The 22,837-nt window shown below is 34.2% G+C and carries 18 protein-coding genes; 8 read left to right on the top strand and 10 right to left on the bottom strand.

The features are described from left to right. Positions 1–38 precede the first annotated feature (38 nt). From AC1Q7L_RS12270 to AC1Q7L_RS12260, 3 genes are all read right to left on the bottom strand, one after another. Positions 39–1,484: an aminoacyl-histidine dipeptidase gene (locus AC1Q7L_RS12270; RefSeq protein WP_492306199.1), complete on the bottom strand. Its 1,446-nt coding sequence runs from the start codon at positions 1,482–1,484 to the stop codon at positions 39–41. Positions 1,485–1,593: 109 nt separating this feature from the next. Next, positions 1,594–2,085, bottom strand: a complete 492-nt coding sequence (locus AC1Q7L_RS12265; protein ID WP_492306198.1) for a hypothetical protein — start codon at positions 2,083–2,085, stop codon at positions 1,594–1,596. 19 nt (positions 2,086–2,104) lie between these two features. Next, a complete protein-coding gene (locus AC1Q7L_RS12260; RefSeq protein WP_492306197.1) occupies positions 2,105–2,710 on the bottom strand; it encodes an LURP-one-related/scramblase family protein in 606 nt (201 codons plus the stop codon). Positions 2,711–2,833: 123 nt separating this feature from the next. On the opposite strand from AC1Q7L_RS12260, the gene recR reads away from it, so the two are divergent. The 5 genes from recR (at position 2,834) to AC1Q7L_RS12235 (ending at position 7,614) form a co-directional block, all read left to right on the top strand. After that, positions 2,834–3,445 carry a recombination mediator RecR gene (gene recR / locus AC1Q7L_RS12255; protein WP_492306196.1) on the top strand — a complete coding sequence of 204 codons (612 nt, stop codon included), beginning with the start codon at positions 2,834–2,836 and terminating at the stop codon, positions 3,443–3,445. A gap of 88 nt (positions 3,446–3,533) precedes the next feature. Then, positions 3,534–4,637, top strand: coding sequence for a hypothetical protein (locus AC1Q7L_RS12250; protein ID WP_492306195.1), 1,104 nt, complete (start codon positions 3,534–3,536; stop codon positions 4,635–4,637). After that, positions 4,634–5,443 (top strand): glycosyltransferase family 2 protein, encoded by an 810-nt coding sequence (locus AC1Q7L_RS12245; RefSeq protein WP_492306194.1) that lies wholly within the window; start codon positions 4,634–4,636, stop codon positions 5,441–5,443. The genes AC1Q7L_RS12250 and AC1Q7L_RS12245 overlap by 4 nt, the downstream gene beginning before the upstream one ends. 18 nt (positions 5,444–5,461) lie before the next feature. Beyond that, on the top strand, positions 5,462–6,592 hold the full coding sequence (locus AC1Q7L_RS12240) for an NAD-dependent epimerase/dehydratase family protein (RefSeq protein WP_492306193.1): 1,131 nt from the start codon (positions 5,462–5,464) through the stop codon (positions 6,590–6,592). Beyond that, positions 6,589–7,614: a WaaS/CpsH family glycosyltransferase gene (locus tag AC1Q7L_RS12235; RefSeq protein ID WP_492306192.1), complete on the top strand. Its 1,026-nt coding sequence runs from the start codon at positions 6,589–6,591 to the stop codon at positions 7,612–7,614. The genes AC1Q7L_RS12240 and AC1Q7L_RS12235 overlap by 4 nt, the downstream gene beginning before the upstream one ends. A 74-nt stretch (positions 7,615–7,688) precedes the next feature. On the opposite strand, the gene secG is transcribed toward AC1Q7L_RS12235, so the two are convergent. From secG to AC1Q7L_RS12220, 3 genes are all read right to left on the bottom strand, one after another. Then, positions 7,689–8,036, bottom strand: coding sequence for a preprotein translocase subunit SecG (gene secG, locus AC1Q7L_RS12230; RefSeq protein ID WP_492306191.1), 348 nt, complete (start codon positions 8,034–8,036; stop codon positions 7,689–7,691). 131 nt (positions 8,037–8,167) lie between these two features. Then, positions 8,168–10,201 carry a M16 family metallopeptidase gene (locus AC1Q7L_RS12225; protein WP_492306190.1) on the bottom strand — a complete coding sequence of 678 codons (2,034 nt, stop codon included), beginning with the start codon at positions 10,199–10,201 and terminating at the stop codon, positions 8,168–8,170. A 10-nt stretch (positions 10,202–10,211) separates the two neighbouring features. After that, positions 10,212–11,525 (bottom strand): M16 family metallopeptidase, encoded by a 1,314-nt coding sequence (locus tag AC1Q7L_RS12220; RefSeq protein ID WP_410693240.1) that lies wholly within the window; start codon positions 11,523–11,525, stop codon positions 10,212–10,214. Between the two features lie 173 nt (positions 11,526–11,698). Between AC1Q7L_RS12220 and AC1Q7L_RS12215 the strand changes: the two genes are divergently transcribed. Next, on the top strand, positions 11,699–14,029 hold the full coding sequence (locus AC1Q7L_RS12215) for an ATP-dependent helicase (RefSeq protein ID WP_492306189.1): 2,331 nt from the start codon (positions 11,699–11,701) through the stop codon (positions 14,027–14,029). Between the two features lie 181 nt (positions 14,030–14,210). On the opposite strand, the gene nagB is transcribed toward AC1Q7L_RS12215, so the two are convergent. After that, positions 14,211–16,136 (bottom strand): glucosamine-6-phosphate deaminase, encoded by a 1,926-nt coding sequence (gene nagB, locus AC1Q7L_RS12210; protein WP_492306188.1) that lies wholly within the window; start codon positions 16,134–16,136, stop codon positions 14,211–14,213. Positions 16,137–16,430: 294 nt separating this feature from the next. Here nagB and AC1Q7L_RS12205 point away from each other — a divergent pair, with 294 nt between their 5' ends. Together AC1Q7L_RS12205 and AC1Q7L_RS12200 are read left to right on the top strand one after the other, a co-directional pair. Continuing rightward, positions 16,431–19,151 (top strand): TonB-dependent receptor plug domain-containing protein, encoded by a 2,721-nt coding sequence (locus AC1Q7L_RS12205; RefSeq protein ID WP_492306187.1) that lies wholly within the window; start codon positions 16,431–16,433, stop codon positions 19,149–19,151. Positions 19,152–19,553: 402 nt separating this feature from the next. Beyond that, positions 19,554–20,375: a phospholipase D family protein gene (locus AC1Q7L_RS12200; protein WP_492306186.1), complete on the top strand. Its 822-nt coding sequence runs from the start codon at positions 19,554–19,556 to the stop codon at positions 20,373–20,375. Here AC1Q7L_RS12200 and AC1Q7L_RS12195 read toward each other — a convergent pair whose 3' ends face one another. Genes AC1Q7L_RS12195 through AC1Q7L_RS12185 form a run of 3 tightly spaced genes read right to left on the bottom strand, consistent with a single transcriptional unit; the run spans position 20,376 to position 22,571 of the window. Next, positions 20,376–21,404: an alpha/beta hydrolase fold domain-containing protein gene (locus AC1Q7L_RS12195; protein ID WP_492306185.1), complete on the bottom strand. Its 1,029-nt coding sequence runs from the start codon at positions 21,402–21,404 to the stop codon at positions 20,376–20,378. It abuts the gene before it with no gap. Positions 21,405–21,427: 23 nt separating this feature from the next. Continuing rightward, entirely contained in the window at positions 21,428–21,811 is a 384-nt protein-coding gene (locus AC1Q7L_RS12190) for a DUF3037 domain-containing protein (protein WP_492306184.1), read from the bottom strand. Next, positions 21,798–22,571, bottom strand: a complete 774-nt coding sequence (locus AC1Q7L_RS12185) for a HipA family kinase (RefSeq protein WP_492306183.1) — start codon at positions 22,569–22,571, stop codon at positions 21,798–21,800. The genes AC1Q7L_RS12190 and AC1Q7L_RS12185 overlap by 14 nt, the downstream gene beginning before the upstream one ends. Between the last annotated feature and the right edge of the window lie 266 nt (positions 22,572–22,837).

The raw sequence follows: 22,837 nt of genomic DNA, 5'->3' as shown, positions 1-22,837 counted from the left end.
CAAACGACTTTGGATATTCAATATAGCAATGTATTATTTTATTTCTGAGGAATATTCGCTAAAATATCTTTTAGGAAACTCCAGAATTTCTGTGCAGAAGGTATATTTGCTCTTTCGTCAGGAGAGTGAGCACCTCTGATTGTTGGTCCGAAACTCACCATTTCCATTTCTGGATAATTTGCTCCGATGATTCCGCATTCTAAACCTGCGTGACAAGCTACAACTTGTGGTTTTTCTTTGAATTTATCGATGTAGATTTTTTCCATCAACTGAACGATTTCAGAACCCGGTTTTGGTTTCCATCCCGGATAAGAACCACTGAATTCTGTATTCATTCCTGCTAATTCTGCTACAGATTTTAACTGTTCTGACACAGAATCTTTAGAAGAATCAACCGATGATCTAGAAAGGTTTAAAATCTTCACCCCCCCTTCTTTTAACTCAACTCTTGCTACGTTGTTTGAAGATTCTACCAAATCTTTAACATCCGGACTCATTCTGTAAACACCGTTGTGAAGAGCTTTTAATGTTAAAATAATCTTCTTTGAATCTTCTTCCGAAATTGCTTTATCTGAGCTTGTTGAATTTTCAATATTGATATGAAGAGCAGGTTCAACCGTTGCAAATTCTTCTAGAATCTCTTTTTTAAGACCATTCGTAATTTCTTCAATAAATTCTTCAGCATTTCTCACAGAAACGATGGCAACACCTTCTCTCGGAATAGCATTTCTCAATCCACCACCGTCGATAGAAATTAATTGAATATTTTCTTTTGCTAAAGCTTTGTAAAGTAATCTTCCTAAAATTACATTTGCATTTCCGAAACCTTTATGGATGTCCATTCCGGAGTGACCGCCTTGCAAACCTTTAACTTCAATTCTTACAATTTGTCCGTTTGAAGCTTGCGTTTGATAGTTTTGAGAAATCGTAACATCAATTCCACCTGCGCAGCCGATGTCAATTTCATCGTCTTCTTCTGTATCAAGGTTTAATAAAATTTCACCTGTCAATTGTCCTGGTTTTAGACCGATTGCTCCTGTCATTCCAGTTTCTTCATCAATTGTGAAAAGTGCTTCCAAAGCCGGATGCGGAATGTCTGAACTTTCTAAGATCGACATAATAGTAGCCACTCCTAAACCGTTATCAGCTCCTAGAGTTGTCCCTTTTGCCTTTACCCAATCTCCATCGATTTCCATTTTAATTCCTTCAGTTTCGAAATCAAAATTTACATCATTGTTTTTCTGACAAACCATATCCAAATGCGATTGCAGCACAATAGATTTACGGTTTTCCATTCCTGCAGTGGCAGGTTTTTTAATAATTACATTTCCTACTTCATCAACCGTAGTTTCCAATCCTAGATTTTCACCAAATCCTTTAATGAAAGCAATTACTTTTTCTTCTTTTTTTGAAGGTCTTGGAACAGCATTAAGTTTGGAGAAATTTTTCCACACTATTTGCGGTTCTATATTAGATAATTCCATGAAATTTTATTTTTATCAAAATTACGAAATAAAAAATGCTCCCGTAAATCTGGAAGCATTTTTTATTTTTGCTAGAAGCTAGAAGCTAGAAGCTAGAAGCTAGAAGCAGTTAGCATCCACATTCACCATAAATTGGCATTGTTTCAACCGTTCCGTCTGGTTTTTCAATAGTCAATGTACCTTGAAATAACAAAGCCTCTTCACCTTTTATTTTTTTACCTTTTACAGAGATCTTGTAATCGTCAATTTCGATTTCTTTGCTCAGTTCTTCGTCAGATTCCATATCGCTTGAAGAGATAAGATTCATTGCTAATCTTTTACCATCAAGTTTCATGTAAGCTGTTTTTCCTACGTCATCAGCGTAAATGTATTTTTCTGCTTCAAAATCTGCTTTATTTCTTGCAAAATAGCATGAACATTCTTTAATTTCTTTAGGAAAAGCAATAGTTTCAACTAAAATTTTACCTGTAGAAGCTGTCGTTTTTGCAGAATCCTGAACAATGTTCAGTGAATCTTTAGCTGTCGAACTCGAAACTGTTTCTTTGTCTTTTTTACAAGCGACTAATAAGAACGCTGAAAAGAAAATAATTAGGTATTTCATTGTTTGTGGTTTATATTATTTATCCTCTGCCTCTTTCTAGAAGAACCATCATCAATAATGAAAGAACAACTAAACTTTCGTCTTCGTCATCAATATCGATTATTCTGTCAAGCTGAAATCTTCTTCCGAAGAATGAAGGCATTTTTTTTAGTTTAAAATATTCTTTTCCGTCAACTCCTCTTACAGTGTAAGCCGGATTAAGGAAATATCCTGTAAACATACCGATAATTGGGATCTCACTTACCATTCCGTCGAAGAATTTTGTCCATGCATTATCCTCTGTTACAGTGAATTTTGGCTGATCGTTTGAGTCTAAAATATTATAAGTAGACTTCCAAATAGAACGCATCCCTTTTCTGGCCAATCTTCCGTAATTTTTCTTATCAATTAAATCATTTAAAGAATAGGATGAATTAAAATCGATCCATTTATTCGCCTGAATTCTGAAAAGCTCTTTTGATTTGCTTTCGTCGTTGAAGATGATCACATCTTCTTTCAATTTAAACATTTTTTGACGAACATACGCAACGGCATTTCCGTTTTTGTCCGTAATATTGAAGTCACTGGCTAATGTTGTGATCTTGAATTTAAAATCCAGTGGATAATTTAGGTTGTTAAGTACCATTTAGTTTATTTTTTTCTCAGATTAATATTAAGTTTCCAAAGATAATTTTTTTATTGGAATTATCTCTGGATTTAGCCCCCGTAAAACTACGGAAAATCATCTTTTTGTATTATTTTTGTAGTTATGGATTACCCTAGTAAAGTTTTGGCAAAAGCAGTGGATGAGATCTCTGGATTACCCGGGATCGGCAGGAAAACAGCTTTACGTTTAGCATTACATTTATTGAAACAACCTAATTCCAGAGCGACGACTTTAGGAAATTCTCTGATCAATTTAGTTAACGAAATAAAATACTGCAAAGAATGTCATAATTTCTCTGATTTTGAGATTTGTGAGATCTGCAGCAATCATAAACGAAATGACGAAGTTATTTGCATCGTAGAAGATGTTCGTGATGTTATTGCGATTGAAAATACAGGAAAATACACAGGGAAATATTTGATTTTAGGCGGAAAAATTTCCCCGATGGAAGGAGTTGGACCGAATCAGTTAAACATTCCGAGTATTGAAAAGAAACTTAATGCTGGACAGGTAAAAGAATTTATTTTTGCATTGAGTGCAACGATGGAAGGAGATACCACCGCATATTATATTTACAAGAAATTCAAAGGTTTTGATGTGAATTTTTCCAGCATTGCGAGAGGAATTTCAGTTGGGGACGAGTTGGAATATGCTGATGAAATTTCTTTGGGAAGATCGATTATCAATAGATTGCCTTATAATGAAGCAAGCTAATAAATACAAGTACAATTGATTTCCTATGAAAATCTTCGATATTTTTCCCAACCATATTTTAAACAATACAAAAAAGTACAGCCTTTTTTTGATCTACGTTATTATTAACTCACTCTTTGTTTTAAAATATGGCGAAAAGTATGGATTTCCTTTATTGGCTGTTTACATTATTGCTATTCTTGGTATAAGTTTATTTTATATTAAAATTGAACTTAAAGATTTATTTTATAAATACATATTCTGGATAGGAGTGATTTCATTTTTTACATTTAGTATTTATTTAAATTATACTGTTAATGGCTTATCTTTGAATGTAGACAGATGGTCTGCAATGGAAATAGGTATAAAAGCTCTGTTGAATGGTCATTATCCCTATAATATTCCCGATCATATGGGACGAGAATCTTCTAACCTGCCGATGTTGATTATTTTAGGAATGCCTTTTTATTTAATATTTGGGAGCGTAGGCTTCTTGCAATCATTCATTTTTTTATTCTTTTCATATTTAATAATTAAAATATTTAATAATTACAAGCAGAGATTAGCAGTATTGATATTGCTATTTTTTTCTCCAAGTTATTTATGGGAAGTGTATGTCAAAAGTGATTTGTTTTCCAATTTTATAATAGTTTCAGGTTTTGTATTTTTGATTTGGCAGAATTTTATAATAGAAAAAAAACTGAAGCTGGAATTGGTTTCAGTTTTAACAGCTTTAATATTTCTTACGCGCCTTTCTGCAATTATTCCTATTATTTTATTATTTTTTAAAAAGTTTTGCAATTTTTCTTTAACTGAAAAATTACGCTTTGCATCAATTTTTACTGTAACGATCTCATGTATTTTGTATTTGTTTTTTCATAATGCAGATAATTTTGATTTGATAATAAAGCATAATCCGCTTACGATACAAGGCGCAAAGCAACCTTTATTTTTAAGTATTTCATACATCATATTAGCTTTTATTTTGTCCTTTAGATTGAAATCTTTTTATGATAGTATTTATTGGACTGGAACCTTACTGTTTATCTGTGTTTTTGTACCTTTTATTATCTATTTAACGGAGTACGGTTACAATGATATTGTCAATAATTCGATGTTTGACCTGAGCTTTTTTAATATGTCAATGCCGTTCGTGATATTGGGCACAGTGTATGGATTTTTAAAAAATAACTATCAAAAAGATGTAGTATGATTTCTGTAATTATCCCGATGTATAATGCGGAAGAGTCTATATCTTTTGCTTTGAATTCTGTAAAACAACAGACTTTTCCTCAAAAAGAGTTCGAAATTATCGTCATCAATGATGGTTCGACAGATAAAAGCCAAGTTATTGTAGAGAAATATATCACAGAAAATCCCGAAATGAATATTAATTTGATCAATCAGATTAATGGTGGGGTTTCTAAAGCACGAAATACAGGCTTGAAAATTTCAAAAGGAGATTATATTGCTTTATTGGATTCAGATGACGAATGGCTTCCGGAAAAGATCAAAATTCAGATCAATTATTTTGAAAATATATTGATGGATATTGATTTTCTAGCGACTGCAAGGAACAATAATAAAATTCTTTCTCCATATCAAATTAAAAATAACCTTGCTGAAATAACATTCAACAAATTACTTATAAGAAACGAAGCTCAGCCATCAACGGTTATATTTAAAAGAAAAATTCTTGAAAATACAGGCTATTTTGATGATAATCAAAGATATGCAGAAGATGTAAATTATTGGTTGAAAATTTCTTTGAAGAATAAAATGTATATTTTGAACCAAAGTTTAGTCAGTGTTGGAAAAGGAAAAAGATCTTTTGGTGTTTCAGGTTTATCTGCAAATCTTTCTGAAATGAGAAAAGGATTCCGTAAAAATCTCTATGAAATGTACAAACTGAAAAAAATATCATTCATCCAATATATCTTATTTAGGCTTTTTTACAAAGCAAAATACTTACTTTTGCTAGGCAGGCAATTTTATTATAGCAGCAACATAAAAAAATAAAGTTTTTACTAATTCATAATGAAAATACTCATCACCGGTGGAGCTGGTTTTATAGGAAGTAAGCTGTCATTAGAGCTTACAAAGAAAGGGCATGAGGTAACGGTGTTGGATAATCTTTCGTCACAGATCCATGGAGAAAATCCATCGGAAGATTCGCCTTTGTATAGGAGTATTTTAAATAAAATCAACTTTATTAAAGGAGATGTTGCAAATCGTGAAGATTGGGAAAATGCGATTGAAGATCAGGATGTAATTGTTCATTTGGCAGCTGAAACAGGTACCGGACAATCAATGTATCAGATCGAAAAATATACTGAAGTAAACGTTTCAGGAACAGCAAAAATGCTGGATATTTTGGTTAATAAAACCCATCAGGTTAAGAAAGTAATCATCGCATCTTCCAGAGCTATTTACGGTGAAGGAAAATATCTTCATCCCAAGCTAGGATTGGTTTATCCCAAGCCAAGAAAAGTTGAAGAAATGAAAAACGGAGATTTTGAAGTGAAATACTCTGACGGACAAGTTCTTGAAGCTCTTCCAACCGATGAAGAATCAAAAATTCATCCAACGTCTATTTACGGAATTACCAAGCATAATCAGGAGCAAATGGTCATGACAACCTGTGCTGCTATTGGGATTGAACCTGTTTCATTAAGATTTCAGAACGTGTATGGAGAGGGGCAGTCCTTATTGAATCCTTATACCGGAATTTTATCCATCTTTTCATCACAAATACTTAATGGAAATGATATTAACGTCTTCGAAGACGGTAAAGAATCAAGAGATTTTGTACATGTTGACGATGCTGTGGAAGCAACGATAAAGTGTATCGAAAATGATGAGGCGAATGGCGAAATTTTTAATGTAGGAACAGGAGTTTCCACTGCTGTAACTGCTGTTGCCGAAAACCTGCGAAAATTTTACAATAAAGATTTCGAAATTAATGTTTCCGGACAGTTTCGTTTGGGAGACATCAGGCATAACTTTGCGGACATCAGTAAAATTAAATCAAAGCTAAATTTTCAGCCAAAAATTTCTTTTGAAGAAGGAATGTCGAGGTTTACAACTTGGGTATTACAACAGAATATACAAGATATAAAGTTCAAAGAATCGTTGGAGGAAATGAAGGTTAAAGGGCTTTTAAAATGATCAGTTTAAAACATAAAAAAATACTTTTCTTATCGGTTAGCTTTTTTAAATACGAAAGAGCTATTGCGAAAAGATTGACTGAGCTAGGTGCTGAGGTTGATTTTTATGATGAAAGACCTTCCAATTCCAATTTTTCAAAGGGAATTATCCGTTTGAATAAAAGATTGTATCAATCTCAGATCACGAAGTATTATAATACAATTTTAGACGAGATCAAAAATAAGAAATACGATTGTTTTCTATTAATAAAAGGCGAAGCAATCCCGGTTTTTTTTCTTGAAAAAATCAAAGAATTAAATCCTGAAATGGAAATGATTTATTATAATTTCGATCCATTAAAGGAATATCCAAACCTTATCTCAAATCTCAAATATTTCGACAGAAAAATTACATTTGAATATGATGATTCTATCAAATATGGATTAAATTTCCGACCGCTTTTTTATCTGGATGAATATAAAAATTTAAATCAAAATTCGAAAGCTTTTGAATATGATATTGTATTTATCGGAAGCGCACACACAGATCGTTACATCGTAGGAGAGGAGGTAAAAGCCAAGGCTGATATTCTTAATTTAAAGACTTTCTTCTATTATTATGCAATGGGAAAGATGGCCTTCAGAATTAAAAAACTGATTGATAAAAATCTAAAGAAGTTTGATAATAATAAATTAAGCTTCGAAAAACTGACTCACCAGCAAATCATCGATTATTATCAGAAATCAAAGTCTGTACTTGATATTAATAAACCTTTTCAATATGGTTTAACGATCAGAACGTTTGAAGTTTTGGCTTCAGGAAGAAAACTGATAACAGCGAATACAGATATTAAAAATTATCCTTTTTATAATTCTAAAAATATATTAGTTCTTGATCGTGAAAACATTCAATTAAACGCTGAATTCTTCAAAACAGAGTTTGAACCATTAGATAAAGAAGCACTGCATATGATGTCTTTAGATTCTTTTATTGAGTGTTTATTTATCTCGAATCAGGATGATTATTGGAATCAATACAGATAAAAATTAATTACAGTAAATAAAAAAAATAACTCTCGAAGCCGAGAGTTATTTTTATATGTAAAAATATTATTTGCTTATTTTGCCGGTGTCGCAGGAGCGTTAGCCGGAGTAGCTGTTTTAGAAGCCGGAGCAGATTTTGCAGGTGCTTCTTTTTTAATTGATTGTTGAGCAGGAGCCGCTTGTGTTGGCTTTCCTGTGATTACAACGCTTACAAGGATTAGAGCGATAATAATTGCGCCTAAACTCCATGTTGCTTTTTCCATGAAATCATTGGTTCTCTGTACTCCGAACTGTGCAGAAGATGCACCTCCGAATGTACTTGAAAGACCTCCACCTTTTGGGTTCTGAGCCATAACAACGATTACTAATAAAACACTAGCAATCATAATAAGAACCATCAATAATATAAATATAGTATCCATTAATTTGATATCTTTTTGAATGGGCAAATTTAATCTTTTTTTACCGAATGACAAAGAAAGATGTTCGCAAATGTTAATAAAAATAAAAACGACAACAATTGTTGCCGTTTTTTATATGAAATTGGTTGTTCTTATTTGAAATCAGAATCTTTTGCCTGATTGATCTGATAAGACTGTACCGTTAAATTAATATCCATTCCGCCCATATTCTGAGTGATTGTGAAAGGTAATTTAACCCCTGAAACATCCTTGTAATCTGCATAGCTTGTCGGGATAGAACCTCCTTCTCCAGCTTTTACTTCACCAGTTTTCAAGCCAGTTTTTACGCTGTAGTAATATGTTTCTTTTGCTCCTTTTACTACGTAAGAATCTTCGTTGTTGTATTTTTCGATTCCTGCAAGTTTGTACTCAGCAGATTTTGCAAAAGCAAGTTCCGGGAAAAGTTCAACATCTTTCGACATATCAGCTTTTTGCTTGTCGCTAAGAGGAACTTTTTTTCCTTGAGCTTCCATGTAACCGTCTTTTCCGTCGAATACAATTTTTTGAACTGTATTTCCCATCATGCTAACATTCATCGCCATTTTTCCGTTCTTTCCCTGGATCATTTTCATGCTCATATCCATTCCCTGAACTTTAGTTGTAGCATCAGAAGAGATTGAAGTTATCTTTTGAACAGCAGCTAAACCTCCGATAGCATTGATGTATTTATCAGCAACAGATCCAATTGTTACGCTTGCGTCAACTTTCTGAGCAGCCGGTTTTGCAACAGGATTTGCGTCCTTATCAAAGTATTTTACAGGGTAACCTAATTTTTCCAATCCTTCAGAAATATCAGAAGCTTTACCAGCGATGAAAATTCTGCTTTGGTTTGGTAAAATAGTAGCTTTTACAGCATTTGTTACGTCTGCAGCAGTTACTTTATCAATTGATTTTAAATAATTTGTATAAAAATCAGAAGGAAGATCCTGAACTTTTTGGTTTAAAGCAAATCTTGCTATCGTTTCAGGCTTCTCTAAAGACATGATGAAAGATCCTTTCAATTTAGCTTTAGCATTTTCCAATTCTTCTGGTTTTACAGTAGAAATTGCGTTAAGTTCATTCATGAATTCCTTAACCGCTTTGTCTGTAACCTCGTTTCTTACACTTGCTTCAGCAGAAAAATCCGGTGAATATTTACTTGCAGTCATGCTAGAATAAGCTCCGTATGTAAATCCGTTTTTCTCACGAAGATTCATGAAAAGTCTGGCTTCACCACCACCACCTAAAATATAGTTGGCCATTGTAGCAGGGAAGTAGTTCGCATCTTTCATTTTCAGCGTGTTCAGGTTGTTTACAGAAACAACAGACTGTACAGCAGAAGGAACATCCACAACATTGATCTCTGTTTTAGCTACGTTAGAAGCCGGTTCTAGAGCTGCAAATGTTGTATTTGATTTTTTCCAGCTACTGAATGCTTTTTCGATCAAAGGTTTTACCTGATCAAATTTTACATCACCAACAATAACTAAATAAGTGTTGTCCGGAGAATAATATTTTTTGTAAACGTTCTGTACGTCTGCTAATTGAATTTTGTTGATAGATTCAACCGTTTCAAATTCACCTCTTGAAGTATTTTTTCCATACATCAAAGCGTTTGAAACTCTGTTTGCGATAGAAGAAGCATTTTTCTCATCAGATTTCAGTCCTTCAATCGTTCTCTCTTTTGAGTTTTGAATTTCTTCCGCAGAGAATTTAGGATTAATAATCGCATCAGCCATTAAACCTAAAACTTCAGGGAAATATTTTGAAAGTGAATTTGCAAAAGCTCCGTTTGAAGAGAAATTTAAGCTAGCTCCAAGGAAATCGATTTTCTTGTTGAATTCGTCTTTGCTTAAATTCGTTGTTCCGTTTTCAAGCTGTTCTGCCATGATTGAACTTACTCCGGAAACAGTTCCTTCATAATATGGAGGTCTGTCCATAGAAAGGTTGGCGCCTACTCTTGGTAACTTGTTGTTTTCAACTACCATTACCGTAAGACCGTTGCTTAACTGGAAAGTTTTTGGCTTAGCAATGTTGATGGCAGGAGTTGGCCCCGGCTTCGGCATTGCATTAATATCTATTTTTTGTGCAGAAAGCATTCCTGTGAATAAAAATGCTACCGCTATATATGTTAATTGCTTTTTCATTTGTAAAAAATTATTTTTTTTCAGGAACGTAGTTAATAACTACTCTTTGGTTAGGGTTAAGATACTTTTTAGCGGCATTTTGCAGGTCTTCTCTTGTGATACCTCTGTAGATGTCTATTTCTTTGTTGATTAAGTTGGTATCTCCCATCAAAACGTGGTTTGTTGCCAATGAAGCAGCAATCCCCTGAATGCTCGAATTCTGATTTACAAACTGATTTTCAAACTGATTTTGAAGTTTCTGATAATCTTCCTGAGAAATTAAAGTTGTCTGAAGTTTTTTGATCTCAGCATCGATGTCTGTCTGTAATGTCTGCTTAGTGGTCTGTCCCATTGGGATCGCGAAAAATGCAAAAATTCCATAATCTTCAAGACCTTGGTTGAAAGCCTGCACCTGAAGTGCTTTTTTCTCCTGATCTACTAATTTTTTGTATAAAACTGAAGATTTTCCACTGCTTAAATAAGAAGAAAGCATATCTAAAATATAAGCGTCTTTTTCTTTGTTAGCAGGTGTTCTGTAAGCGAAAACATATGCAGGAAGCTGAATGTTAGGATCTGTAGCCGTAACTTCTTTTTCCTGAGTAATAGGAGCGTCTTTCGGGTAATCTTTTGGATACAAAGTTCCTTTAGGAATTGCTCCGTAATATTCCTGAATCCACTTTTTAGTTTGCTCAGGCTTAATGTCTCCTGCAACTACCAAAGTAGCGTTGTTCGGAACATAGAATTTTTTATAGAAAGCCTGGAATTCTTCTAATTTAGCAGAATTTAAATCTTCCATAGAACCAATTGTTGGCCAGTTATACGGGTGATTCGTGAATAGATTTTTCTGTACTGTTGTGAATAGATTTCCGTAAGGTTGGTTATCCATTCTCAATCTTTTTTCTTCTTTTACAACCTCTCTCTGAGTATCTACCCCAACTTGGTTAATAACAGCATGACGTAATCTTTCAGACTCCATCCAAAGACCTAATTGCTCATTGTTTGAAGGGAAAGTTTCGTAATAATATGTTCTGTCGTTCGTTGTGTTGGCATTGTTTTGTCCTCCGTTTGAAGAAACTATTTTAAACCAGTCACCTCTCTTGATGTTTGGAGTTCCTTCAAATAAAAGATGCTCGAAAAAGTGAGCAAAACCCGTTCTTCCTTTTACTTCATCCTTTGCACCTACGTGGTACATTACCCCTGTTGTAACTACCGGCGCCGAATTATCCTGATGAAGAATTACGTGAAGCCCGTTTGGTAGGTCATACTCTTCGAATTTAATTTGTTGTGCATTCAAAGCCATTCCGAAGAAAGCCACTGCAGCAACAGAAAGAAGTCGTTTTTTCATAAAATAGAAATTGTTTTGTCAATTAGTGTTAAAAATACTTCAAATGTTACATATAAAATATGATTTTTTTTTGAATGAAATAATGATTTATTTAATAGATGCAGATGATCAATCTAAAATTTGAATTCTCCATATAATACACTAATTTTGTGTTCCCAAAATTTTTTTGCAGTATGGATTATCTGAAAGGACTCAACGAATCACAATATGAAGCCGTTACCACATTACAAGGACCTCTGATGGTGCTTGCGGGAGCGGGTTCCGGAAAAACGCGTGTACTGACGATGCGTATCGCTCATTTGATAACGAATGGAGTAGACCCTTTCAATATTCTGGCGCTAACCTTTACCAATAAGGCAGCAAAAGAAATGAAAGAACGTATTGCAAAAGTGGTTGGACAAAGCAATGCAAGAAGCCTTTGGATGGGAACGTTTCACTCTGTTTTTGCAAGAATTTTGAGAATTGAAGGTCATTACTTGGGCTATCCTTCCAATTTTACAATCTATGATCAGCAGGATGCATTAAATGTTATCCGAAAAGTGATCAAAGACATGAATGTAGATGCCGATTTGTATAAACCGAAAAAGGTTCAGTCAAGAATTTCGACTTATAAAAATAACCTGATCACGGTAAAAGCCTATTTCAACAATCCTGAATTGGTTGAAGCTGATGAAAAAGCTAACATGAAATTCATCGGACAGATTTATCAGAAATATGTTGAGCAGTGTTTCAAAAACGGAGCAATGGATTTTGATGATCTATTGTTGAAAACCAATGAATTATTAACTCGTTTTCCGGAAGTTTTAGCAAAATATCAGGACAGATTCAGATATATTTTGGTAGATGAGTACCAGGATACGAACCATTCTCAGTACCTTATTGTAAAGGCTTTAGCTTCAAAATTTGAAAATATCTGTGTGGTTGGAGATGATGCTCAGTCTATTTACTCTTTCCGTGGCGCGAATATTTACAATATTTTAAACTTTAAAAAAGATTATACAGACGCAGTAACGGTTTCTTTGGAACAAAATTATCGTTCAACACAAACGATCGTAAATGCTGCGAATGTTGTGATTGCTAAAAACTTACAGCAGTTTAAGAAAAATGTTTTCAGTGAAAATGAATTAGGAGATAAAATCAAAGTATACCGTTCGCTTTCCGATGCTGACGAAGCCAATTTCGTTGCCGGAAATATCTGGGAATTAAGAAATAGAGATCAAAGAAAATACAGCGATTTTGCTATTTTATACAGAACAAACTCTCAGACGCGTGCTTTTGAGGATGCGTTGAGACGTAAAAATATTCCGTACAAAGTGTATGGAGGTCTGTCTTTCTACCAAAGAAAAGAGGTTAAGGATTTGATTGGTTATCTTCGATTATTGGTGAATGAAAATGACTCGGAAGCGTTGATGAGAATCATTAATTATCCGACAAGAGGAATCGGGGAAACGACTCAGAATAAGTTGATTGTATTTGCAGATTCTCAAAATATTCCGGTATCTAATGTTTTAGATAATCTTCCGATTTATGCACCACAATTAGGTTTTAATAATGGAGTTTTAACAAAATTGAGTGATTTCTGGTCGATGATTAAGGCATTTCAAGTGTTGTTAAAAACGGAAACAGCCTACAATGTTGCAATGGAAGTTGCCAAACGAAGTGGTTTAATTAAATTTTTAAAAGACGATCAGACTCCAGAAGGAATTTCACGTGTAGAAAACGTTCAGGAATTAATGAATTCCATGCAGGGGTTCATTGAAGAGCAAATGCAGTTAGAAGACGGAGATCCAAGTTTACCGAATTTCCTTGAAAATATTGCTCTTTCGGCGGATACACAAAATAAAGATAATGAGGATGAAATGGTTTCTTTAATGACCATTCACCTTTCAAAAGGACTGGAATTTCCGGTTGTTCACTTGGTTGGTTTGGAAGAAAACCTTTTCCCAAGTTTTATGAGTTCTGCAACCAGAGAAGATCTGGAAGAAGAAAGACGTTTATTTTACGTTGCCTTAACGAGAGCTGAAAAACAGGTGTTTTTCTCATATGCTGTTTCCCGTTTTCAATGGGGAAAAATTACTGATGCAGAACCTTCAAGATTCTTAAGTGAAATTGATGAAGAGTTTATTGAATTTGTGAATCCTGCGATCGAAAAACGTTTCATTAATAATACTGGTGTAAAATCAAATATTTTCGATGAACATCCTTCTGAAATGAAAAGTTTCAAAAGAGTTGAGAAGAAAAGTATTGAAAAACCAGAAGGCTCAAAACCAATTGCTGAACCAAGAAAATTAAAACCTGTAAGTACAGCTAAAATTATTAACCCAAGCGGAGCTTCTTCTCAGGATATAGTAGTAGGAGACAGCGTAAGACACGACCGTTTCGGAATCGGACAGGTAACTTTCCTGGACGGTACAGACCCTCAGAATATCAAAGCAAAAGTAGTTTTCATGCATGAAGGTGAGAAAAACCTGATCTTAAAATATGCTAAGCTGACGAAAATATAATTCGTCATTGCGACGAGCAAAGCGATCTCAAAATAATTTCCCACAGATTACACAGATTTGCACAGATGATTGCGTATAATCTTTAAGTTTAATTAATTGAAAATATGCATAAACATCTGTGCAAATCTGTGTAATCTGTGGGAAATTTAATATAAATTTTAGTGAAAATTCAAGTAAAGAATTAGTCCTCAAATTTCCATCTCACAAAAGCTTCCATCGCCTCATATTCTGCAAGTCCCAAATCATCATAAGCTTTTGCAGTTTCGCGATTACGGTCTTCGGCACGTTGCCAAAATTCCCTTGCATCATCACCAGGAAAAACAGCTCTGTCTTTCTGACTTTGATGTTTAAAAATAGCGTGTTTCTTTCTCTCTAACTCCTGTGGACTGATTGGAACGGCCATTTCAATTTCGTGAGTTTCAAATTCATGCCACGCACCGCGATACATCCATAACCAACAGTCTTTTGCCCAATTTTCTGTTTTTCTTAAACGTTTTAATGCTTCTAAAATAATATTGAAACAAACAATATGAGTTCCATGAGGATCTTCAAAATCTCCGGCGGCAAAAACCTGATGAGGTTGTACTTTTTGAAGAAGTTTCATTGTTAATTCAATATCCAAATCGGTAACCGGATTTTTTTTCGTTTTTCCACTTTCGTAAAAAGGAAGTGACTGGAAATGAATATGATCATCCTCTAAACCACAATAACGGGCTGCAGCAATAGCTTCTCCTTTTCTAATCAATCCTTTAATGGTTTGAATTTCAGAAGTATCTACCTGATTCGGTTTTTTCTGATCAATAAATGAGCGCATATTTTGATACATTTCCTTGAGCTTTGTGCTATCCATTCCCATTTTTTCGGTAAAATCAACATTAAACTCAATAAAACGGAGTGCATCATCATCCCAAACGGCAGTATTTCCCGAAGTTTGATACGCGACATGCACATCGTGTTTTTGATCTACCAACCGAATAAAAGTTCCGCCCATCGAAATAACATCATCATCAGGATGTGGAGAAAAAATAATCACACGTTTTTGAGACGGTTCGGCTCTTTCAGGACGTTGAGAATCGTCTGCATTTGGTTTTCCGCCAGGCCAGCCTGTAATCGTGTGCTGTAATTTATTAAATATATGGATATTAATATTGTAAACTGGACCTTTTTCGGTGGCTAACTGAGCCATTCCATTGTTATTGTAGTCGTCTTCTGTTAGTTTTAAAACAGGTTTTTGTAGATGATTGGCAAGCCAGATGACGGCTTTATGGATCAATTCATCAGTCCAAACGCAATCTTTTACCTGCCAAGGAGTGTCAAAACGGGTAAGTTCCGAAGCGGCGGGTTGATCGAGAATAAACTCGACATTATTTGATAATTGGAGATAGGTCGCGGGAACTTTTCCGGAAATTTTTCCTTCCACGGCTTTTTTAATAATAGAAGCTTTTTTGCGGCTCCAAGCCATTAGAATGATTTCTTTAGCTTTAAAAATCGTTCCGATTCCCATTGTAATTGCTTTCGTGGGAACAAAACTTTTTCCTCCAAAATCTTTTGCAGCATCTCTTCGGGTAAGATCGTCCAGTGTGACAAGACGAGTTCCTGAATTGGGCGCAGAGCCTGGCTCATTAAAACCAATATGTCCTGTACGTCCGATTCCAAGAATCTGGATGTCTAATCCGCCAAGTTCTGCAATTTTCTTTTCATAATTTAAGCAAAATTCGGGAATATCTTCTAACGATAAAGTTCCGTCCGGAATATGAATGTTCTCTTTTTCTATATCAATATGATCGAAAAGGTTTTCATTCATAAAAGTGACATAGCTTTGAGAAGCATTGGGTAGCATTGGATAATATTCGTCAAGATTAAAAGTGATTACATTTTTAAAACTTAAATCTTCCTCTTTGTGTAATCTTACCAATTCGTTATAAACTGCAATTGGTGTAACTCCAGTTGCCAAGCCGAGTACGGCAAAAGTATTTTCTGCCTGTTTTTTCCTAATAATATTGGCGATACGATGAGCTACATTAATGGAAGCAGATTTTGGATTTTCGAAAACTGAGACGGGTAATTTTTCAAAACGAGTCTCTTCGAGTAAATTTAATTTTATCATATTATGTGTGATTTAAGAGTAAATATAATAAGTTATTATTAATTATTAATCAGTGTTTTGGCATTTTTACATCATGTTTAAATGAAATGATTGATTGTCATAAGAACAGTTGGTGAAATACCATTTTACTCTTTAAAAATTAAATTGACGGTGATTTTTAGATGGAAAATTTATTTAATGAATTTAAAGGAAAATATTTTTACAATTTAAAAGTCTATTAATTTTGTAGACTAATAAATATGATTTACATTTGCTCCTCAAAAAACATAAATTATTAATTATTTTAGAAAGTCTATGAAAAATAAAAAGACAATTTTTTCAGTTTCCGTGCTTTTTTTCTTGGGAACTTATACATATGCTCAACAAAAAGATACTTTAAAGACGGGAGATGTAGAGGAAGTGGTAATTCTGGGGTCAAGAAGTGGGGCGAGGTCTAAAGTTGACAGTCCGGTTCCTGTGGATGTATTTAATGTGAAAGAATCTTCGGTTATTCTTCCGCAAACCAATATTTCTCAGATCTTAAATTCGGTTGCACCATCTTTTACGTCCACAATTCAGACGAATGCGGATGGAACGGATCACCTCGATCCTGCCCAATTGAGAGGACTTGGCCCAGATCAGGTTTTGGTTTTGGTGAATGGAAAAAGAAGACATACTTCAGCTTTGGTGAATGTCAACGGATCGCCAGGAAGAGGAAGTGTTGGAACGGATTTAAATTCGATTCCATCGTTTGCATTAACCAGGATTGAGGTTTTACGTGACGGAGCTGCCGCCCAATATGGCTCGGATGCGATTGCCGGGGTGATCAATTTAGAATTGAAAAGAGATACCGGAAAACTAACCGGACAAGTAAATTACGGAGGTAATTTGACGCCAACAGCCAATGATCATACCGGAGATTTTGACGGACAGAATATTCAGGTTGATCTTAATTATGGAAATAAAATTGGTAAAAAAGGCGGTTTTTACAATATAACATGGACTTCACAGTTCAGAAATCCAACTTACAGAGCAGGAATCGAAAGCGGTACGATTTATAATGCTTACAACGCCATAGAACAACGCGCTTTGAATAATGGAGTGAATCTTTCTTCCCTTTTTACAAATATCGGAAGTACACCAAACTCTCAGCAAATTATTAATTCTATTCATCAATATGCTCAGGGTGTAAATTATTTTTCAGTAGATTTTCAAAATCAGATACAATCTGCCACTACAATCTCTGCTTTACAGGGGCTTTTAAATACAAATGTAACGGATCAGGAATTGGCCTACAGAGGGCAGGATAGAAAAGATTTCAACATGCAGGTTGGGCAGTCTAAGCTCAGCAATCATCAGTTATTTGCCAATATTGAAATTCCAATAAATGATAACTGGAAAGTCTATACTTTTGGCGGTTACAGCTACAGACAAGGGACTTCCGGAGGTTTTTACAGAAAGCCAAATCAAAGCAGAACATTTACAGGATTGGCAGCCAACGGATATTTGCCACAGATCGGAACTGACATTCAGGATTTGTCGCTTTCTGCAGGAATTAAAGGAAATTGGAGTGGTTGGAATATTGATTTAAGCAATACTTTCGGGCAAAATTCATTTGATTATACCATTCAAAATACAGGAAATACATCGTTGAGATTTGCTTCACCGAGCGAGTTTAGTGCGGGTGGATTAAGATTCTCTCAAAATACAATCAATTTAGATTTTTCTAAAAAATATGATGTCTGGAGCGGAATTAATGTTGCTTTCGGAGCAGAACACCGTTATGAAAATTTCAAAATTACAGCCGGAGAAGAAGCGTCATATGCAACATATGATGTAAACGGAAATATTTGGAATGGTAGCTCTGCAAGACCAACAGATTTCTTCGGAAATGCACTTCCGGGAGGGTCGCAGGTTTTCGGCGGTTTCAGACCTGAAAATGCTGTGAATAAAAACCGCCAATCGGTTGCAGGGTATGCAGATCTGGAATTTAATTTCACAGATTGGTTATTGGTTGATGCAGCAGCGAGATATGAAAATTATTCCGATTTTGGTTCTACTTTTAACTATAAACTGGCTTCAAGGATAAAATTAGATAAAAATTTAAATTTCAGATTTGCGGGTTCTACAGGTTTTAGAGCTCCGTCGATTCATCAGATTTATTATAATGTAACGTCTACTTTGTTTACAGACGGGGTTTTAAAAGAGGTTGGAACTTTTAGTAATGATTCAAAAGTTGCCGATTTATTAGATATTCCAAGCTTAAAACAGGAAACTTCAAAGTCTGCAAGTGTAGGTTTTACCTATAAAATTCCTGCTGCTAATTTAACGTTTACAGCAGATGGATATTTTACAAGAATTGATAACAGAATTATTCTTACAGGACAGTTTGCGAGAGCGTCAGTTTCTCCTCAGGCACAGGCGGCTATGGATGCGGCCGGAGTAAATGCCGTTCAGTTATTTGCCAATGCAATTGACACGGAAACCAAAGGTTTGGATGTGGTTATCAGTCATAATTTAAGGTTTTCCGGAGTGAAATTGGACAATAATTTTGCGATCAATCTTAATCAGACTAAAAAAGTTGGAAATATTCATTCCTCAGGTTCTTTACAGGAAACAAATTTAGAAAATGTCTATTTTTCTGAAGCCTCAAGAATTTATCTTGAAGAAGCTGTACCAAGGGTAAAAGCAAGTTTATCGAACCAACTTTCTTGGGGAAAAACAATTGTTTATTTAAGAAATACTTATTTTGGAAAAGTAACAAGTCCGGATATCATTGATGCCAACGGAAACGGAATTGTTGAAACGAACGAGCATCAGCAAATTACCCCAAAAATCATCACGGATCTTTCTGTAGCTTATCAGTTTACAAAAAATATTGGACTTACTTTAGGGGTAAATAATTTGTTTGATATTTATCCTACAAAAAATCTTACGGCATCTACCAATAACGATCAATTTATCTATTCGCGCTCTACATCGCAGTTTGGACAGAATGGTAGATATCTGTTTTCAAGACTTAATTTCAATTTTTAAATGTTTTTTTAGCTTTCTATTATTATTTATTAGGAACGGATTCTTTATGGGGATCCGTTTTTTATTGACAAACTTGTTTAAACTTATTATTTTAACCACAAAAGGAACAAAAGATTAAGTATATTATTTATTTAAGTTCATGATGAACAGCAAAGAAGAACACATAAGTTTTAAAAATCTATGATTTTTAATCTTTTGAGGGCTTTTGTTTTCAAAACAGTTAAATTTTAAATAGCTCAATCATTGCTTTTGTACCTTTTGTGGTTAAAATAATAAGTCTAAACAGGCTTGATTATTCGTAATTTGATATAATTGAAAATCTTAAAAAAACAGTTATCCATTTTAATTTTAGAAAAAATTGTCTTTTAAAGGGTTAAAATATTTAAAGTTGAACTATTTTTGGTGTCCGATAAAAACGACAAAACAAATAATGAAAAACCTCAATTTTTACTAAGAATGGGAACTTTTTATAATAATGCGGTATGTGATATCTACATGGGAAAGGGTGCTGGTGCCAAGCTTATGCAGGATATAAGAAATGCAAAGAAAAACGTGAAAATTGTTTCTCCCTATCTTTCTCCTTTTTTAATTAAAGAGCTGATTTTTCTTCATTCCAGAGGGATCAATATTAAACTTATTACGAGTGATGAGATTGAAGATTTTTATGGATATGAAAAAAATATTCACAAACTCATCATTCAAAACAAACATGTTGATCAGAAAGCAAAAGAAACGAGAGATAATTTGGAGAGTTTGTCGGGAACTCTACTCTTTGCAATGATCGGTTTGACAGTTGTTTTGTTTCCCTTAATGTATCTTTTGAAAGACTTGAAATATGGACTCGTCTTTATCATTGTCGTTCTTATTTTTTTCGCAAGAGATTCTATGGTTAAGAAAATTAAAAACACCAAAGTCTATCATTACACCTATAAACAGTTATTTCCTTTCAAGGTTTTTGTTTCTCCAAATAATGGAAATTCTTTCAATAAAACGTTTATTCACAGTAAAATTTACGTTATTGATGATGAAATTGCCTATTTAGGATCTCTTAATTTCACAGGAAGTGGCGTAAAAGAAAACCACGAAACAAGAATAAGAACTACCGATGTTAACGCTGTTCAAAAAATTATAGAAGAAGTAAAAGATTTGTTTTTTAATTCAAATCTGGCAGAAAGAGATATTCAGTTTTGGGGAAGTCAATTGTATGATGAGCCCGGAAATTAATTAGTTTTTCTTTTGTGAAACAATAAAATTTACCATTTCATCATCAATTTGATGTAAATAAGTTTTGTCAGTCGTTCCGAATCCGTGTATTCCGTCTTTTACGATAATTAAAGAATTTTGTACGTTGGCTTTTTTGAGCTTTCTACTGAGCTTTTTAGATTGTTTTAAAGGAACTACTTTATCTTTATCACCTTGCACAATTAAAGTCGGAACAGCGTTATCTGCATACGTTATCGGAGATACGGTTTTAAAATATTTTACTACTTTTCTTTTGTCTTTTTTGATATCATATCCGGAAATTCCATTGACAAGATTTTCTCTTAAAGTCACGATTTTGTTTGAAAATATTAATCCAACGAAAAAAACAGGTACTTTTCCGATTCGGGTATGAAGAAGTGTATTAAGATCTGCCGGCCCGAAATTATCAACAACATAATTTACTTTTGCAGAATAAGGCGCGAGTTCAGGACTTCCAACAAATTCATTATCCTGAGTATAAGCTGCAAGCATAGAAAGATGAGCGCCCGATGAAGCTCCGAATAATCCAATATTATTGGTGTCGAAATTATATTTTTCTGCATTTTTTCTCACCCAACGTATCGCATCTTTAGTGTCTTGAAGTGGTAGTGGAAAATGAATGTTTTCGTTTAATAAGGTATAATTTATCGCAATTACTGCATATTTTTTTTCAACCAATTTTAAAAACATGTCTTCAATATAAGTCTCAGATCGTATGGTTTTATCACCTTTTACCCATCCTCCTCCGAAAACGTAAATTACGACGGGAAGTTTCTCGGATGATGCATCTTTTGGAGTGTATATATCCAATTTCATCTCATCTCCGTTTGCATTGGTTTTGTAGACAATGTTTTCAGAAACATTTGTTTTTTCCGGCAACAGAGTACTTTTTCCGGTTTTCGGTTCAAATGGAAGCTGAGAAAAACCTAACGTAAATGAACTTAAAAATAAAATAAAAAACAGGTTTATTGAAAACCTGTAGATTGATGTATTGTTTATGATTGATTTCATATAATATTTTTTGAAAGAGAGTACTATTTTACTAACTCTTCAAAAAGTTTACCAAAAGTCTTTTCCAAGTCTTTAGATTTCCCCGGATGAGGTCTTGAAGTTTGAACAACAGAACTTCTCACAGCCGTTAACCAACGAAAACGTTCTGGGATTTCAAACTGTGCAATAGGCCCGCCATCTTTATCTCCATTTGCTATTTTTTGGAAGCTTTCCAGATTTTGAATGATGTCGTCATAATCCAACTTGCTGTGCATTAGTTTGAATTTATCGGGACATAAATAATAATCTACCTTGATAAATTTCTCTCTTTTTGAGAACATAACGAGTCCGACATTGAAAAACTCTTCTCTCTCAACCTTCGGTACCAAGCGTATTACAGCGTATTCGTAAATTTTATCCTCTTGCATTTTTGGCTTCGTTTAAAAAGATTTCAGAATTTTCTAATCGTGTTTTCAGGAAGTTGAAATAGATCTCACGAATTTCTTCAGGCGTTTCATCGGCGTCATTCCAATGCAGCCAATCTTCAGGAATCAAATTAACGATTTCTCTGAAAACGGTATCATTCAAAACTTCTTTCGCGAACTTATCGGCTTCATCCAACATTTTTGCCTGTGGAAGCAAAACGTGGTCTTTCACATATTTGAACGGAGTTTTCGCTGCCGTATCAAAATTCTGCCAAGAATGATGGAAATAAAATGACGCACCGTTGTCAATTACCCACAATTCTTTATGCCACATCAAAAGGTTGGTGTTCTTAAAAGTACGGTCGATATTAGTAATAAACGCATCCAGCCAGACAATTTTTGAAGCCAAAAGCGGATCAACTTTTATACTCGAATCATATGTAATCGAGCCGGAAAGATAATGCAGTCCTAAATTGAGTCCCTCAGAATTTTTCAATAAATCCTGAATTTCTTCATCTGCTTCTGCTCTTCCAAAATCTACATCAAGATTGATAAAAACCAATTCAGGAATTTGCAGTCCTAAAACTTCTGTTATTTTTCCTCCTAATAATTCAGAAATCAACATTTTAACGCCATGACCAGCGCCACGGAATTTCAAAACATATTTAAAATCATCATCAGCCTCTGCCAAAGCCGGAAGCGAACCTCCCTCGCGAAGTGGCAGAATATAACGCATTACGGTTACCGTTCTTAAATCCAACATATCGCAAAAATAAGATTTTACTTTGTGTTTAGGTGTATTTTTAATATTTTTAAGTGAAATATAGGTAATCAATAAAATATATAGTTTGTCATTCAGAACGAAACAAAGTGGAGTGAAGAATCTAAACGAGAATATAGATTTCTCATTCTTCGAAATGACATGCTGCTAAAATCGAAAATCTCTGATTTTCTTGCGCCTTAAAACGTAATTAAAATAAAAACTCTGCGCCTTTGCGATTAACCAACAAATAAATAGAACAAAATCAA

Source organism: Chryseobacterium sp. GW823-FHT05E08, assembly GCF_058795655.1.
This window is presented reverse-complemented; position numbering and strand designations above follow the sequence as displayed.